The organism is Bradyrhizobium sp. Ec3.3, from assembly GCF_000472925.1.
In the GTDB taxonomy this organism is placed as follows: domain Bacteria; phylum Pseudomonadota; class Alphaproteobacteria; order Rhizobiales; family Xanthobacteraceae; genus Bradyrhizobium.
Genome location: NZ_AXAS01000019.1, coordinates 19,307 through 35,032, shown reverse-complemented (window position 1 = coordinate 35,032; position 15,726 = coordinate 19,307). Strand labels below are relative to the sequence as shown.

Here is a 15,726-nt window from a genome sequence, read left to right as displayed (position 1 = left end):
CTTGATCCACGGGCGACGCCCTATCAGGGCGTCGCCGTAGCCGCGTTTCCGTTAGCCTCGCTTAGCCGCTTCGTATGTGTCCCGGTATCCCCTGGCAATCGTTCGAACGCCCCGTCCGATATCGTCGTAGACGTCGTCCGGCAGGTTCGCCAGGGAGACACGGAGCGACCATTCGGGAGCATCGAAGCCGCCACCGTTCAGCAGCACGATCCCGTGGGCTTCCGCCAAGCGGAATGCAAGGTCGAGCGGATGAATGTGCTTCTTCAGATAGTCAACGGCTTCATCCCCGATGTTCTTCCGGGCCCAGAACTCGAAATCGATCAGGGCATAATAGGCGTCGTAGTTTGGATTGGGCGACAGCTTGTCGGCGAGTCCAAGGCCATCGAGCATCGCCCACAGCCGCTTGTTGACGATTTCCATGCAGGCAGCCTGGTAGGCCTTCTTCGCGTCCATCATTTCCGCGAGCGAGAAAAGGCTCATCATCACCTGCTGCGGCAGCGACAGGCCGGCAGTGTGATTGAGCGCGACGTCGCGACTGTCGGCAACGATGCGATCGATGAATTTCAGCTTGCGCGGCTCCAGCGTCAGCGGCCCGTAGCGCTTGTCGAGCGCCTTCACGGCGTCGTCGGGCAGCTTCGCGATCATCTTGTCGAAGATGTTGTCTTCGTGAATGGCGATGGCGCCGAGCCGCCATCCCGTGCAGCCGAAGTATTTCGAATAGGAATAGACGCCGATGGTGTTGTGCGGGAGCTCACCCAGCAGCGAGCGGAAACCGTGGACGAAGGTGCCATAGACGTCGTCGGTGAGCAGCATGAGGTCGGGGCGCTTGGTCTTGACCAGGTTGCCCAGCTTGGCGATCGTCTCCGGGCTCACCCCCATGCCAGAGGGATTGGCGGGATTGACGATGAAGAAGGCCTTGATCTTCGGATCCTCCAGCTTCTTGATTTCATCGTCGGTGAACTGGAATTTGTTTTCCTGCGGCGCCCTGATCTGGACGACCTTGAGGTCATAATCCTCCAGATGCGTCATCTCGATGTAGGGTGTGAAGATCGGCGTTCCCAGCGCGATGGTGTCGCCGGGAAGCAAAAGGCGATTGGCCTTCAGCGACTTGAAGAGGTAGCACATCGCCGCCGTGCCGCCCTCGACCGCATAGATGTCGAACTTGCCGGCCGGCCGCGGCTCACCGCAAACGGACCACATCAGATATTCGTGCACGATCTTTTCGTTGTGCACCAGCATGCGGTCCGGCACCGGATAATTGTCGCCGATGATGGAATCGACGAGCTCATGGACGAAGGCGTCGGGGTCGAAGCCGAATTTCTTGACCGCAAAAGGCAGCATCTCCGAAAGGAAGCTCGCGCCCGGCATGTCGGAATGCTTGGCGAGCCAAGCTTCAAACCGTGGGGCAATGCCTTTCGCCTGAGGCATGCCGCCAATCCCCGCCGGGTGCTCCATAGTTCGCTTGCTTTCGGTGATCGCGAACTGCCCCAGCAGGAAGAAACCTTCGCGCGGCGTGGTGGCCACCCAGTTCGGATTGCCGCGGCCGGCATTCAGAAACGCGGATTGCGTCCGCTTTGACGTCGCCTTGGCGAGATTGATCAGCTCGTCCTTGATCTCGAACGGGCTCAGCGCCTCGAATTTTTTCAGGGTCAAGATATCGGCCATGTGACACTCCCGAGCTGTCGAGCTGTGCAACTTCGCCTGCGCAATCGCGCTCAGGATGATGAGCGGTCAGTGACGTCCCTTGATCTACCTCAAGGCCCAGGCGGCGATAACGCTCCGGATCGACGCAATTGCTGCAATGCAGGAAACGATTTCGTCGGCGGGTTCGCAGATGCCGCGAGGCTCGGCAATTGCCATTGACATAAATCAACGTTCCCTCTTCGAACCGTCTCTTCTTGTTGATCGATACGGCTTCAGCTCTTGTCGTCGGATCTTCGATTCACGAAGTGGAGCGGGAGCAAAGGGGGCGCACGCCGACGGCATGAACGGGGTGACATCATGATCGACTGGTTCTTTCAGACGCTCAAGACCTATCCGGAAATCGCGATCTTCCTGTCCCTGGCCCTGGGCTACTATTTTGGCTCCTTCACCTACAAGGGCCTGGGACTGGGGGCTGTCACCGCGACACTGATTGCCGCTGTTATCATCGGCCAGATCGGGATCACGATTACAGGCCCGCTCAAGCCGTTTTTCTTCCTGATGTTCCTGTTTGCCATCGGCTACGGCGTCGGGCCGCAATTCGTGCGCGGCATCGCGCAGGATGGTGTTCCCCAAGCGATTTTCGCCGCCGTCGTGTGCGTGTTCTGCCTTCTCGCCGCGTATGTTGGGGCGAAGATTGCCGGCTACGATGTCGGTTCGGCCGCCGGACTTTACGCCGGTTCGCAGACGATCTCGGCGTCCATGGGCCTGGCGACCGATGCCATCAACCGGCTCGGGCTGTCGCCGGAAGAAACCAAGAAGATCCTCGACGGCATGCCTGTCGCCTATGCAGTCACCTACATCTTCGGCACTGTCGGATCCGCGATCGTCCTCGCTCTGCTTGGCCCGGCCCTGCTCGGAATCGATCTCGAAGCGGCGTGCAAGAAGTATGAGGAGGAGCACGGCGGCAAGAAGCAGTTGGGCGGCCCCGGCACCGCGTGGCACCAGTTCGAGGTCCGTGCATTCCGCGTTCGCGAGCGCGGCCCGGCGGTCGGAAAGACGGTGCAGGAGGCCGAAGCGCTGGTCCCCGATCAGCGGGTGTTCATTCTGCGGCTGCGGCAGGACGGGAAGATCATCGATGCCATGGCCGATGCCGTGATTCATGCGGGAGATGTCGTGGCCGTGGCAGGCCGGCGCGACGTGCTCGTCCAGCTGATCGGCGAACAGGCGGAGGAAGTCGACGATCGCGAGCTGCTGGCGATGCCGATCGAAGGTGTCGATGTCTACGTGACCAGCAAGGACGTCGACGGCAAGACCCTGGAGGAACTGGCGAAGCGCCCGGCATCGCGCGGCGTATTCCTGCGCAAGATCACGAGGGGCGCGATCGCGGTCGAGATCCCCATTCTTCCCAACACCAAGCTGAACCGGGGCGACATCGTCACCATCGTTGGACGCACGCCCGATGTCGCGGCCGCGACAAAGATGCTTGGCCGGCCGGATCGGGCAACCGACGTTGCCGACGTTGCCTTCATCGGCGCCGCCATTGCCATCGGCGCGCTGGTTGGCGCGATCGTCTACAAGATTGGCAGCGTGCCCCTCACGCTGTCCACCTCCGGCGGAGCGCTGATCTCAGGCCTGTTCTTCGGCTGGCTGCGTTCCGTGCGGCCGACCTTTGGCCGAATCCCCTCGCCTACCGTCTGGTTCATGAACTCCGTCGGCCTGAACGTTTTCATTGCCATAGTCGGTATCTCGTCGGGACCGGGCTTCGTAGCCGGCCTGAAGGCGCTTGGCATCGGCCTGTTCCTCTGGGGCGTCGTGGTAACGACCGTGCCGCTGATCCTCGCAATGTATGTCGGCAAATACCTGTTCAAATTCCATGACGCCATCGTACTCGGATGCTGTTCCGGCGCACGGACCACGACTGCCTCGCTCGGCATGGTCAATGATCGCGCCAAAAGCCAGATTCCGGGTCTTGGCTATACCGTCACTTACGCCGTTGGAAACACGTTGCTGACGATCTGGGGCATGGTGCTCGTCATGCTGATGACCTAGAAATCGGCTGCTGGAGATGCTGACCTGGCTGGAGCAGTTTCTCGTCCGTTATCCGGAGCTCGCGCTGTTCCTGGTGATCGCCGCAGGCTACTGGATCGGAAGCTTCAAGATCGGCGCCTTCAGTCTCGGCCCGGTCACAGGCTCGTTGTTCGCCGGCCTGGTGGTCGGCGACTTCGCGCATGTGCCCGTTTCCAGCATGACCAAATCCTTCCTGTTTCTGCTGTTTCTGTTCGGGGTCGGCTATTCCGTCGGTCCGCAATTCGTGCAGGCGATGAAGCGCGACGGGCTGAAGCCGATGCTGCTCGCCGTCGTCGTGTGTCTCACCGGCCTTGCGGCCGCAATTGTCGTGGGGAGGATACTCGGGCTCGATCCCGGCCTTGCGGCAGGGCTGATGTCGGGGGCGCTCAGTCAAAGCGCTGCGATGGGAACGGCGACCGACGCGGTCAACGGACTTTCGGCGCCGGAGGCGCAGCGGGCCCTGTATGTCTCGCACATCGCGGTCGCTGACGCGGTCTGCTACATCTTCGGCTATGCGGGCGTGATCACGTTCTGCACGATGATCGCGCCGGCGCTCCTGAAGATCGATCTGCGGAAAGAGGCGCTCAAGCTCGAGCAGTCGCTGGGAATGACCCGCACCAAGCCGGGTCTGGCATCCGCGTGGCGAAAATTCGAGCTGCGTGCCTATCGGCTGGACGAGCACTCTCCCCTCGCCGGATTGACCGTCGCGGCCGCCGAAGCCCGCCTGCCCGAGTACCGCGCGTTCATCCATCGGATCCGCCGTGGAGAACGCATTCTCCAGGCGGAGCCCGGCACCATCCTCGCGCCAGGCGACGTCATCACGATATCGGCGCCGCGCCAGATCATCGTGGAACTGATCGGCTCCCGCGCCGAGGAGGTCGAGGACAGAGGGCTGCTCGACATTCCCTTGATCTCCGCTGACGCCTTCCTGATCGATGCCAAGCTCGCGGGCATGAACCTGCAGGAGGCCTCGCAGCAGGACTGGACTCGCGGCCTCTATTTGCGCTCGTTGAGCCGGGGCGGCCAGGAGCTTCCGATTGCTCCCGGCATCATCCTGCAGCGTGGCGACTTGCTGCGCATCGTCGGCCCCGAGCCGGTCGTGGAGAACGCGGCGAAGAATATCGGCGTCATCGTGGCCCCCAGCACAAGCATCGATTTCGTGGTGCTGGGGCTCGCCATCTTCTTCGGCGGCATCTTTGGCGTTCTCGTGAGTTTTCCTGTCGGCAGCATCAAGATCGCGCTGAGCACAAGCGTCGGCACGCTGCTTGCCGGGCTTCTGGTCGGCTACCTCCGCACGCTCAATCCGCGCTTCGGCCGGATTCCGGACGGCGCCATCAGCCTGATGACGTCACTCGGACTGGCCGCATTTGTCGGGCTCACGGGGATCCATGCGGGGCCGATCTTCCTCTCCGCCTTGCGGGAATCGGGCATCGGCCTGCTGCTCGGCGGCATGGTCGTGACCCTGCTGCCGCAGATCGTCGGATTCTGCTTCGGTCATTTCGTCTTGCGCATGAACCCAATCCTTCTGCTCGGCGGGTTGACCGGGGCGCAAACGGTAACGGCGGCAATGGCCGCCCTCCAGGAGCGATCGGGAAGCCCGGTGCCCGTACTCGGCTATACGCCGGCCTATCCTATCGCGAACATCCTGCTCACGACCTGGGGCTCGGTCATGGTCGTTGTGTTCGCGGCCTGAGGCCGACACGGGACAACCTATGTGTTGGGAAGGGACATTCAGCGTCGCATCACTAGTGCTACGGCTGCCTTTTCGAGATATCCCGGTTCAATCCATCATGGGCCAGTTTGAGCTAGCTGGAGCCAAGCAGAGGTCGTCCGAGTAAACTTCGAAGCCAGTGCCGCCCGCCCAAGCGCCTTTCGCTAGCTTGGCAAAGATGGACTCCTGGCCGGCCCCTGACACGCGGAGCGTCAGATCGCGTCGTCGACGATCAAATGTGGCTTGCCCTGCGAGCAGGATTCGACACGGGCCCTAATGCGAAAGGTTGCGGCAAGGTTTTCCGGCGTCAGGACGCCGGCCGCCGTGCCGAAATCGTGCAACGTTCCATCAGAGAGGATAGCGACCTTGTCGGCGAATTTCAGTGCCAGGTCGAGATGGTGCAGCGCGATCAGCACGAGCATACCGCCGTCATGCGCAAGGCTGCGCACCTGCCGCATCGCTTCCAGCTGGCGGTGCATGTCCAGTGCGCTGGTCGGCTCGTCCAAGAGCAGCACCTGCGGTTCGCGCACGAGACATTGGGCAAGCCCGACGAGCTGGCGCTGTCCACCGCTCAGCTCGGAAAGGATCTCATTGGCAAGATCGCCGATATCGAGTGCTGCCAGCGCCTGGTCCACCGCCGCCAGATCAGACCTCTCCAGACGCCAGCCGCTAACCTGCTTGCGCGCAAGAAGGACGGATTCGAATACAGTCAGCACTGCGCTCGCCGATTGATCCTGAGGCATGTAGGCGATGGCGCGATCTGCATCGCGCACGCCTTCCAACCGGCACTCGCCGGGCCCCGGAAGAATGGTTGCCAGGCGCCGGAACAGCGTCGACTTGCCCGCAGCATTCGGTCCGATGACGGCTACCACCTCGCCGCCGTAGCAGGGCGGAAGCGTCACATCACGCAGGACCTGGCGTGATCCGAAGCGTGCGCCGAGGCGGTGCGTGCTCAGCACTACCATATGTCCCTTCCGCTTTTCAGGATCAGATAGAGGAAGATTGGCAACCCGATCGCTGAGGTGACGATGCCGATCGGCAGGACGGCGCCGGGCACCGCGATCTTGGCCAGGATGGAGCTGACCGACATGATCAGCGCGCCAGTCAGTGCGCTCGCGGGCAGCAGGAAGCGCTGGTCTTCACCGACCATCATGCGGGCGATGTGCGGACCTACGAGACCGATAAAACCGATCGTGCCGACAAACGCGACGGGGATTGCCGACAAGAGGGAAACAAGGATCAGAGTTTCGAGCCGAAGTCGCCGCACCGGAATGCCGAAGCTCGCCGCGCGCGCCTCGCCAAGACGCAAGGCAGTCAATTGCCACCTGCGGCGAAGAAAGACCGGCAAGGTCAGACCCACAACGAGCGCGGTGATGACAAGCTTGGGCCATGTCGCCTTGGTGAGGCTGCCCATGGTCCAGAAGACGATGGCCCCGACTGCCTGCTCGGCCGCGAAATACTGGGTGATAGCGAGCGCCGTATTGAAACTGAAAACCAGCGCTATGCCCAAAAGCACGATCATCTGGATCGAGGCTCCACGCCGCAGGCTGGCCAGATGGATCAGGAAGGCGGTTGCCATGGCCACGACGAAAGCATTGGCCGCAACGATGTAGTCGCCCGCCATAGGAACCAGCGCGATGCCGAAGGCAAGCGCCAGGGCAGCGCCGAAGCTTGCACCGGCGGAAATGCCCAGCGTGAATGGGCTCGCCAGCGGATTGTTCAGGATGGTCTGCATCTGAGCGCCGCCGATGGCAAGCGCAACGCCGACCACGACGCCCATGAGGGCCGCCGGCATGCGGATCGACCAAACAATGACGCGCGTCTGCGCATCCGCCTCTGCTGGCAGAACGAGGGCACGCACAACCTCTCCAAGCCCATAGCTTGCAGGTCCCGTCGAGAGGTCGCCGACCAATGCGATGCAAACCCCGGCCACCAGCATGAGGAGAACGATCCACCGTCTGGCGCTGAGCGCTTGATAGGCGTCGCGTCCGGCTAAAGACGGGGCTTCGGTGTGGACATCTGTCATCACTGGCTGTCCGAAAGGCTGACGCTATAGCCGGGGCGGAAGCCTATGGGCAGGAAGCGGCGATGGTATTCAGCAAATGTCGTATTGGGGTCCAGATCGGCAAACAGGTCGGGGTGGAACCACTTCGCCAATTGTTGGACGGCGACAAATTCATATGGGCTATTGTAGAACTGGTGCCAAATGCCGTGAAAATTTCGCGTCTTCTTCGCCGCGATACCGGTATAGGCGTCGCGAGCAACGAACCATTCGAGCTTCTTGCGGATTACGCGAGGACCTGCCCCTGGTCCCAACGGAATCCAGTGGCCGCCGGGCACATAGGCTTTCCAGTCGGCACTGGTAACCACCACATGTTCGGGATCTGCGACGATGACCTGTTCGGGACTGATCTGCCCGAAGGTCGACGGAATGATATCGCTGCCGATATTGTGGCCGCCGGCGAGTTCGACATATTTGCCGAAATTCTCCGCGCCGAAAGACAGGCAGCAATCCTGCGAGTAGCCACCGATCCGTTCGACGAACACATTGGGGCGTTTCGGTTGTTTGATGGCGAGGACGTTGGCAACCGCGGCCATGGCCTGGTGGCGGAACGCGATAATCTCCTCCGCACGCGCCTCGCGCCCCATGATTCTGCCCAGGAGCCGAATGGTCGGTTCGGTATTTTCCAGGGGACGATGGCGAAAATCGATATAAAGGACCGGTATGTTCAAGGCCGCGAGCTTCTCGATGTAGTTGGCGTCCTTGTTGGCCTCCATGGCTTCAAGGTTAAGCAGCACGACATCAGGCTTCTGAATGATCGCCGCTTCGATGTCGATCAGGCTGTCCTCCTGCCCATTGAAGGAAGGTAGCTTCGCCAACTCGGGAAACACTTCGAGATACTGCGCGTAAGTGGCCGGATCGGCCGCAATCAGATCGCTGCGCCAGGCAATCACGTGAGCCAAGGGATTGTTCGGCTCCAGCGAGGCGATGAGATAAAGCTGCCGGCCTTCGCCCAGAAGCATGCGCTTGACCGGCGCGTTGATCGTTACCTCTCGGCCCGCGATATCAGTCAGGGTAAGCGGCGCCTGTGTCTGCGTCTGACCAGGCTCGCCGGCAAATGCCACCGTTGGAAGCAAAGCAAGCAGGACAAGAACCCTTGCCGCGGCTTGAAGCAGCGATCGATGTTCCGTCATGGTCGGCTTCCTTCGGCGTTCGCAGTGTTGAGCCAGATGCCGAGAGCCGACAAGAACGACAAGGCGTAAAGCGTGGCGACGAGCGGGAACGCGGCTTCAAGACCAAAGAGCTGCGTGACGCCGACGCCGGCGATGATGCCGCTCACAGAAGCAATCTGCTGGGAAGCTTGCGCCAGGCCCAGAACCGAACCTTGCCGATCATTCGACACGGCTACCGAAATGAGCGCGAGAAGGACCGGCGTCGTTCCCCCAAGAAGCGCGCCCCAGATAAAATACAGGAGTGCGAATACGGCAGCGGAGCCCGTGCTGCCTGCCAGTTGCGTAACCAAAGCACACGCGGCCGAAATGAGCACGTTCCCACCCAGCACATAGGATGGCGCGCGATTCTCGAAGAGTCGCGCCCATAAGGGCGCGGCCACGACAAAGCCGCATGCCAGCAGCCCATAAGTGAGGCCGGCGACCCAATGCCGGGCGCCAAATGCCTCGGTCATGTACAGTGAGAAAGGAACCTGCAGAACCATGCGGCTCGCGAGGAGCATCCCCATTAAGCCAAGAAGAGCTGCGATCGGAACACGGGTCGACGCTGCAGGTTTTGCGATAGCTGCGCCGCCGGGATTGCTGGCAACAGTTCCCAGCGCCGGTACAGGCAAGCTCGACCAGGCAATGACAGCGCACAGCGCACAAACTGCGCCGGCCGTCAGATTCACCGCGGCAAAGGGAAAACGGTCGAGAATGAGCCCGCCCAGGAAAGCTCCGCCCAGCGAGCCCACATTGGTGGCAATCTGAAGCCAGGCGAAGAGGCTCGCGCGATCCTTCCTGCCGGTGATCTGCACGCCATAGGCCTGTGCCGGGGCGATATAGCCGGCGCAGGCGCCCTGCAAAAAACGTAGCGCCACGATCGTCCAGACATCCTGCGCAGCAGCAACAAGCAGTTGCGTGACCGCCAGACCGCCAAGAGCGCGAACCATCATGAGCCGATTGCCGTAACGATCGCCGATTTTCCCCCAAAGGGCGCTGGTCAGTGACATGCCGATCATCGGGCCAACATAGACACCAACGCTTGCCAATCCGAAGACGTTATCGGAGGAGCTCAACACTTTGATTTGGATCGGCCAGAACGGGCCACTCATTTCCATTGCCCCCATGGATATGAATTGCAGGCCGAACAGCAAAACAAAAACGGGTCCGAAACCGCGAACCGCGGCGGAAACATTGGTCATTCCGCTCCCGCCATTGGATTGGGCAGCTCGTGCTCGACGCGATAGTCGCGATAGCGCTCCAGATGCATCCGTAGCACCGAGCGGCTCGGCCAGGGTCTCTCGAGAAAGGCCTTGCGTTCCGCCTGCCAGAACGCGTCCGACAACGTGCGCGACCTGAGTGCATCGAAAACCACCTCGGTCTCCTCCCGCAAGATGCGCCAAAGGTTTGTGCCCGGCAGTGCATAATGTTCGTCGAGGCACAGTGCGACTTCATGAAGATGGCAAACGAAGCAGGCGTCGATGACGAACGAACGCACGAGACTGATATCGTCATCAAATGTGGTCGGTAAGATCCCCGTGCGAGTGAAGGGCTTGAGGTGATGCCCTCGCTCCCTGAGCAGCGGCGTAAAACTGCGGCCATCGCCGAAATCGCGGATCAGCAGCTTTCGCGGGCAGCCGGTTTCATCGAACAGGATCGTGCTGTTTTGCTGATGCGCCTCAAAGGCAATTCCATAAAGCAGATACATGGCGAGCGTCGGCCGGAGGACAGTCGCCACATAGGCACGGAAGAACGCAGATACCGCTGCTTCGCTTTCATCGCCGCCTCGCGCGATCAATTCGCAAATGAGCGGGCGGCCGTCGATGGGGCTTGCCGTCAAGAGTGACGCGACGGTGACCGGCAACAGCCCATCATTTCGCGCGAGAGCGTCCGAGTTGCGGTAGACGACCGAAAGAAAGCGGCCCGGATGCTCGTCGCCCGTTACGGGATGGTGCAGGATTGCACCCAGCTCTTCGGTAAAGATCTCCAACCTGTCAGAAATATCTCTCTCTTTCGACAGAATATCGGAGATCAGGGTGCTGAGACGCGGCCCCATGTGAATCGATTTGGCCTGCAGCGTGCGCTGTTCACTGGTCATCCAGATCGCCACCGGCAGTTTGATAAAGGGTCTCGGTTCCTGTGTATCCGGCAGCATTGTGCGGAACGACATTGACGGCAGCGTCACGACCTCTGGGCCATCAGGGTCGAAAACTCCGGAAGAAATTTCAGCCGCGAATTCACGGCGCAGGAAATTGTCGAGGTGCCAGATATGGACAGGCAGGGGCAGCCAGTCCTCGGGAGACTTTCCACGTTTGTTCAATCCTTCGGCCCAGTCGCGCCAGAACTCGGGGAAATTTTGAGCGAACCATTCCGAATAGCTGCCAACATGCGGCATCTTCTCCACATAGGACCATTCTCTGCGTAGCGCTGCGATTCGAACGCGCACGCGAGCACCGAACTCAGGCGACAAGGCCGTGACGTCCTCAGGCGACAGGTCGGGTTTGGCCTTCCACGTCGGATAGAAGGGGTGACCTTCCAACGCGCCCCATTGATCGAGAGTCATGGCCGCCAGATGCGGCGGCAGGCTCTTTGCCAGATATGCGAGGAATCCTCGCGCGCCTGCCGCGACGACCTTCCCTCGCAGTTCCTCGCTCCATTGCTCCCGGTGACGACGCGCCAGAACGTCGTTGCGCATGCTGTCCTCGACGTCGCGTATCAGGTGCTGGACGCCGTCCGATGCAGGCGGGATCGCCAAGGCGGGCGCGACCTCCCGGATGAGATCGGCGGGATCATCGATCCGGAATCGAGCGCCGGTCTCGTCCAGTACTTCGACAGAACCACGATTTTGCAATGTTCCGGCAGGCGCACGACGCAGATCGGCGAAATGCAGGACCCGCCGTGACTGCCAAAGCGGGAGCCATGCCTGGTTGCCGTCGCGCGACCACAATAATGCGTCCGGTACAAGAAGACGCTCGGCGAACAGGCAGCGGACCAACCGGTTGAGCGCATTGCGCGATGCCGCCAGCCAAAGCTGCGCAGCACGCGCCTGAGCTTCCGCATCTGCGGAAGAAGACATCCTCTGGGCCATTACGCTTCCTCCGGCCAATTGGCAGGCAAACAGGCCGGTGCGCCTTCGGTGAACCCGCCGTGGTAGTTGAGCGCCCAGTTGTAGGTTTTCGTGATAGCGGGAGTTGGCACTTCAAGCCGCGCGGCCAGTTCCACGAGCAGAGCCTGCCCGAAGGCAATGTCTTCGTGGAAAGCGCGGCTTGCGCGATCGATGACAAGGCCGGGCCCCTCCGGGTTTGTAACGAGTGGAGCGTGAATGCCCGCATAAGCACGGTTGGTTCGCAACAGCGTGTGCATAGTCCGGTTGTCCCCGATCTGGCTACCGTACGCCTCGATCAATTCCTGTCGGAGCGGCTTCACCGAACTGAGATCAATGTCCAGGCGTGACTCGACCGCATGCCGGATTGCCTGGTTTTCCGCATCGCAGGCCTCCAGCAGTTCGGCACCGGCGCGCGGGCAATCGCTCCACCAGCAAAGGGGACGATCAAAGGGCTTGTTTTCCCAGGGAGCGCCGGGGCCGATCAAGGCATAGAGCACCGCGGGATGCATCAATGCATTGCCCGGCGTCAGCGTGATTTCCAGAAAGTCCTGCAGCAGGGTGACGGGGGCTTCATAAAGGCGATTCAGCATCGCCTGCAGCTTGGTACGGCTCGCTGAAGTCTCGCGGCGATGAAGCGCCGCGAAGAGCTGGGCCTTGGCGCCTCCCGTGCGCACCCGCTCGCCCGGGACCAGGTCAAAGGCGGTATGGGGCACGTCCTTCATGCCCCAGATCACCACATTGTCCGCACCGGAAAGGATTTTGGCTGCGAGCCAGTTGAAGCCGCAAAAGCCGGGAATTGCGCCGACATAGACACGCTTGTCCCGGGGGAGATGCCCCGCGAAGGAGTGTAGAAGCGCAGGCCGCGCTTGAGCCGGCTGCGTTATGATCACCATGTCCGTGTTGATGAGTGCCTCGCTCGGATCGGTGCCGACAAAGTCGGGCCGCCCGCTCAAGACGTGGCCGTCCGGCGCCTGGGCCTGCCAAACGCCGTCTCCGCTCGTCCACCGTTCGGCAACGGCAGCCGCTCCCGTCAGCACAGAGACGGTGATGCCTGGACGCTGCTTGAAGAGCACGGCATTCAAATGCCCCGTGCGCCCTGCACCGCAGATCGTCACCTTCATGCTGCGCGCGCCCTTCCCGTCAGCCAGGCATCGAGTTGTGTGCCGATTGTCGGATCCAACAAGCCGCGCTTGGCCATCCATTCATCGTCGAAAACCGAACCGAGATATTTCTCGCCGCCATCGGCAACGGGCGTGACGACCGTGCCGGACAGTTTGCCGGCCGCAATGAATTCCAGCGCCTTGTAGATGGTGCCCCCGGTCGAGCCCCCGACCAGAAGCCCGTGGCGCCGCGCGATAAAACGTGCCGTTTCGAAGGCTTGGGTGTCGGTGACCTGCACCCCTTCATCGATGCATCCATAGTCGAGCACCTTGCCGACTTCATCGCCGGCGGGCGTTCCTGTGCCCGACTGATAGTAGGGATGGCCGGGTTTGCCGAACACGATCGAGCCGGCTGGCTCCACAGCGATGGTCCGGACAGCAGGGTTAGCCCGCTTCAGACGCTGGGCGATACCGGTCATTGAACCGCCAGTGCCGACACAGCCGACAAAGGCGTCGATGCCGTCTGGAAGCTGTGTCAGGAGTTCGTCGACGAAACCGGCGTAGCCGTCCGGGTTTGCCGGATTGTCGGACTGGTTCATGAACAACGCATCGGGAAGCTGAGCACCGAGTTGGGCGGCCAGCCGTTGCCGCTCCACCACCGCAACCTCGTCCTCTCGATAGTCGCCTTCGACGTAACGAATTTCCGCACCCAGCGCACGCATCGTGCGGATCTTGTCCGGCGCGGCGTGATGATCGACAACGGCAATGAAGCGCAGGCCCAATTCCAAGGCGGCTATCGCCAGTCCGATCCCGGTGTTGCCAGACGACGATTCGACGATCGTACCACCCGGTACGAGCCGTCCGTCCTCGAGTGCCGCAAGCACCATGCTGCGCGCCATGCGGTCTTTCATGGAGCCGCCCGGATTGTTCTTTTCAAGCTTCAGCACAAGCGTGGCGCCGCTGTTGGGTACGGCAATCGGCATCACCGGCGTCTGGCCGATAAACTGGCTTACGGTCGTGCAAAGCATTGTGCCTCTCCTATCGTGTCGGGAACGAGCGTTAGCTGCCCTTCTGTGTCCTGAACCACGCAAAGACGGCTCGGCATCGGGTGGCGGTGGAATTCGTTCTCAAGCAGGTCCATCTGGTAACCGCCGGTGTTGGCATAAACCAGAAGATCTCCCGCTCGCGGAGCGATCGGAAAGGTGAGCCATCGATTGCTAAGGACGTCCTCGTCCAGGCAGCTATGGCCCGCCAGATAACCTCGGATCGGTTTTGTGGCGACCGGCGGCGTTATGGCTGGCACCAGGATTGGGTCGACGAGGAATTCGGAGCCGAACCAGGTTTCGCAAGCGCTGAAGCTGCTGCCTTCGACGAAGATGACGTGAGCATCACAGCCAATCGCTTTCACGCGCAACACCCGGAAGACGGAGATCGCGGCCTGGTCGGCCAGTGCTCGACCGGGCTCCATCCCCAGTACCAGCCCCTCTTGAACGAGATAATTCGCGATGCTGCGGCCATCGGCCATCGGTGCGCGCAGTAGGCTCCGTAGCCAGTCGGCTGCAGAAAGCGCTCCACCGTAAGGATAGAAGGAGCCCGGCACCTTCCCCGTGCGGTAGTCCTCAGGCATCTGCGACTCAAGATGCGCTTGATAGGCACATCGATCGACATATTGGATCGGCAGTCCGCCGCCAATGTCGATCATGCGCGGCGCAAAACCTTGTGCGCGGGATTCGTCGATCAGGCCGGCTGCTTCTCCAATCGCTTGCGCACGAGATTCCCAGCCATAGCCACTCAGATGGAAGTGCAGCCCGTCAAAGCGCAACCGGTTTTCACCAGCAATGCGCGCCAGACACTGCTGGATGGCCGCCGCCGGCATGCCAAACCGGTTCTGCGCATGGTTGGTGGGACGCAATCGCAGCAGCACCGCCTGAACCGGGCCCGCTAACGGAAGGCAGCGGATCAGATCCTCGAGCTCTTCCGGTGAATCCACCGATATGAGAGCATTGCAGTCAATAAGCTCTTTGTGGAACAGAGCCGTCTTCGCCGGGCCAGTCGCCACAAGTTGTGTGCCGTCGGCACCAAGCTGCCTGGCATCTCGAAACTCATAAAGGCTTGAGACGTCGATGCCCGCCCCTGCGCGCAACGCTGCAGACAACAGCCTGGGAGATTTGTTGACTTTCGCTCCGTAATAGATCGCGTGTGCGACACCGCTCTCGCGCAAGACATTTTTGAGTGCTGCGAGATTCGTCCGCAGCTCATCGGGCCAAATCAGATTGACCGGAGACCCATGTCGGGTAACCCAATCGATCAGCAGCGGGCCGTTGCCCACCAAGAGCTCCGCCGTGCCTGGCCGTAGAATCGGCAAGAGGCCCCCACCGGGCTTATGGCCATGCAAGGTCACGACCTCGCCCTTTCGGCATGGGCGACAACGCGTTCTGTCGGAGCCAGGTGGCGCAAGCTCTCCAACGACAGGTTGCAGCTCGGAAGGCTCTGATCAAAAATATGTCGCGTCGTCTTGCAGGGAAATTTTCGACCACTGCGCGCCATTGCGAGGATGCTCGCTGGCGTGATCGTCAGCCCCGGCCGCCAGCTCTCGACTCGTACTGCGCCGTAACCCAAGAGAACCACCGGCACGAACGGCAGCTGCAGACGGTGCGCGACCGTTAGCCGGTGATGACCGTCCATCACGCAGAGGACATCCCTTTCCGCCGTGATCGGAACAGTCCAGCAACCTGCGCTGAGGATCTGCGCCTGCAGCTCCGCTACTCTGTCGAGATCGACCTCTTCGGTCGGGATTAAGCATGTTGGCGAAAGGAGGCAAACTTGCATATCGACCAGCCTGATCCTTGTCAGCAGGATCGGTTCATAAAGCGCCCTACCCAGCG

12 protein-coding genes are annotated in these 15,726 nt (G+C 61.3%); 2 read left to right on the top strand and 10 right to left on the bottom strand.

The features are described 5' to 3' along the window. Positions 1-51 precede the first annotated feature (51 nt). Positions 52-1,665 carry an aspartate 4-decarboxylase gene (gene aspD / locus YUU_RS0120755; protein ID WP_027524125.1) on the bottom strand — a complete coding sequence of 538 codons (1,614 nt, stop codon included), beginning with the start codon at positions 1,663-1,665 and terminating at the stop codon, positions 52-54. 336 nt (positions 1,666-2,001) lie between these two features. Here aspD and aspT (YUU_RS0120750) point away from each other — a divergent pair, with 336 nt between their 5' ends. Together aspT (YUU_RS0120750) and aspT (YUU_RS0120745) are read left to right on the top strand one after the other, a co-directional pair. Next, positions 2,002-3,693, top strand: a complete 1,692-nt coding sequence (aspT, locus tag YUU_RS0120750; RefSeq protein WP_027524124.1) for an aspartate-alanine antiporter — start codon at positions 2,002-2,004, stop codon at positions 3,691-3,693. Positions 3,694-3,709: 16 nt separating this feature from the next. Continuing rightward, entirely contained in the window at positions 3,710-5,404 is a 1,695-nt protein-coding gene (aspT, locus tag YUU_RS0120745; protein WP_027524123.1) for an aspartate-alanine antiporter, read from the top strand. Between the two features lie 230 nt (positions 5,405-5,634). On the opposite strand, the gene YUU_RS0120740 is transcribed toward aspT (YUU_RS0120745), so the two are convergent. From YUU_RS0120740 to YUU_RS51285, 9 genes are read right to left on the bottom strand one after another with little or no spacing between them, the layout of a single operon-like run. Then, the gene (locus YUU_RS0120740; protein ID WP_027524122.1) at positions 5,635-6,387 is read right to left on the bottom strand and encodes an ABC transporter ATP-binding protein; all 753 of its coding nucleotides are present in this window, start codon (positions 6,385-6,387) and stop codon (positions 5,635-5,637) included. Further along, positions 6,381-7,448, bottom strand: a complete 1,068-nt coding sequence (locus YUU_RS0120735; protein WP_027524121.1) for an iron ABC transporter permease — start codon at positions 7,446-7,448, stop codon at positions 6,381-6,383. The genes YUU_RS0120740 and YUU_RS0120735 overlap by 7 nt, the downstream gene beginning before the upstream one ends. Continuing rightward, positions 7,448-8,617 (bottom strand): ABC transporter substrate-binding protein, encoded by a 1,170-nt coding sequence (locus YUU_RS0120730; protein WP_027524120.1) that lies wholly within the window; start codon positions 8,615-8,617, stop codon positions 7,448-7,450. Before YUU_RS0120730 ends, YUU_RS0120735 begins: the two co-directional genes overlap by 1 nt. Then, entirely contained in the window at positions 8,614-9,837 is a 1,224-nt protein-coding gene (locus tag YUU_RS0120725) for an MFS transporter (RefSeq protein ID WP_027524119.1), read from the bottom strand. The genes YUU_RS0120730 and YUU_RS0120725 overlap by 4 nt, the downstream gene beginning before the upstream one ends. Then, positions 9,834-11,723 (bottom strand): IucA/IucC family siderophore biosynthesis protein, encoded by a 1,890-nt coding sequence (locus YUU_RS0120720; protein ID WP_027524118.1) that lies wholly within the window; start codon positions 11,721-11,723, stop codon positions 9,834-9,836. Before YUU_RS0120720 ends, YUU_RS0120725 begins: the two co-directional genes overlap by 4 nt. Next, positions 11,723-12,862 carry an NAD/NADP octopine/nopaline dehydrogenase family protein gene (locus tag YUU_RS0120715; RefSeq protein ID WP_027524117.1) on the bottom strand — a complete coding sequence of 380 codons (1,140 nt, stop codon included), beginning with the start codon at positions 12,860-12,862 and terminating at the stop codon, positions 11,723-11,725. The genes YUU_RS0120720 and YUU_RS0120715 overlap by 1 nt, the downstream gene beginning before the upstream one ends. After that, on the bottom strand, positions 12,859-13,869 hold the full coding sequence (locus tag YUU_RS0120710) for a PLP-dependent cysteine synthase family protein (RefSeq protein ID WP_027524116.1): 1,011 nt from the start codon (positions 13,867-13,869) through the stop codon (positions 12,859-12,861). The genes YUU_RS0120715 and YUU_RS0120710 overlap by 4 nt, the downstream gene beginning before the upstream one ends. Beyond that, the gene (locus tag YUU_RS0120705) at positions 13,851-15,242 is read right to left on the bottom strand and encodes a Y4yA family PLP-dependent enzyme (RefSeq protein ID WP_027524115.1); all 1,392 of its coding nucleotides are present in this window, start codon (positions 15,240-15,242) and stop codon (positions 13,851-13,853) included. The genes YUU_RS0120710 and YUU_RS0120705 overlap by 19 nt, the downstream gene beginning before the upstream one ends. Next, on the bottom strand, positions 15,239-15,670 hold the full coding sequence (locus tag YUU_RS51285; protein WP_035662900.1) for a ParB N-terminal domain-containing protein: 432 nt from the start codon (positions 15,668-15,670) through the stop codon (positions 15,239-15,241). Before YUU_RS51285 ends, YUU_RS0120705 begins: the two co-directional genes overlap by 4 nt. Positions 15,671-15,726 lie beyond the last annotated feature (56 nt).

What these genes read in the sequence shown, in the direction of transcription:
- aspD (WP_027524125.1), bottom strand. Translation starts at nt 1,665, where the DNA reads ATGGCCGATATCTTGACCCTGAAAAAATTCGAGGCGCTGAGCCCGTTC.
- aspT (WP_027524124.1), top strand. Translation starts at nt 2,002, where the DNA reads ATGATCGACTGGTTCTTTCAGACGCTCAAGACCTATCCGGAAATCGCG.
- aspT (WP_027524123.1), top strand. Translation starts at nt 3,710, where the DNA reads ATGCTGACCTGGCTGGAGCAGTTTCTCGTCCGTTATCCGGAGCTCGCG.
- YUU_RS0120740 (WP_027524122.1), bottom strand. Translation starts at nt 6,387, where the DNA reads ATGGTAGTGCTGAGCACGCACCGCCTCGGCGCACGCTTCGGATCACGC.
- YUU_RS0120735 (WP_027524121.1), bottom strand. Translation starts at nt 7,448, where the DNA reads ATGACAGATGTCCACACCGAAGCCCCGTCTTTAGCCGGACGCGACGCC.
- YUU_RS0120730 (WP_027524120.1), bottom strand. Translation starts at nt 8,617, where the DNA reads ATGACGGAACATCGATCGCTGCTTCAAGCCGCGGCAAGGGTTCTTGTC.
- YUU_RS0120725 (WP_027524119.1), bottom strand. Translation starts at nt 9,837, where the DNA reads ATGACCAATGTTTCCGCCGCGGTTCGCGGTTTCGGACCCGTTTTTGTT.
- YUU_RS0120720 (WP_027524118.1), bottom strand. Translation starts at nt 11,723, where the DNA reads ATGGCCCAGAGGATGTCTTCTTCCGCAGATGCGGAAGCTCAGGCGCGT.
- YUU_RS0120715 (WP_027524117.1), bottom strand. Translation starts at nt 12,862, where the DNA reads ATGAAGGTGACGATCTGCGGTGCAGGGCGCACGGGGCATTTGAATGCC.
- YUU_RS0120710 (WP_027524116.1), bottom strand. Translation starts at nt 13,869, where the DNA reads ATGCTTTGCACGACCGTAAGCCAGTTTATCGGCCAGACGCCGGTGATG.
- YUU_RS51285 (WP_035662900.1), bottom strand. Translation starts at nt 15,670, where the DNA reads ATGCAAGTTTGCCTCCTTTCGCCAACATGCTTAATCCCGACCGAAGAG.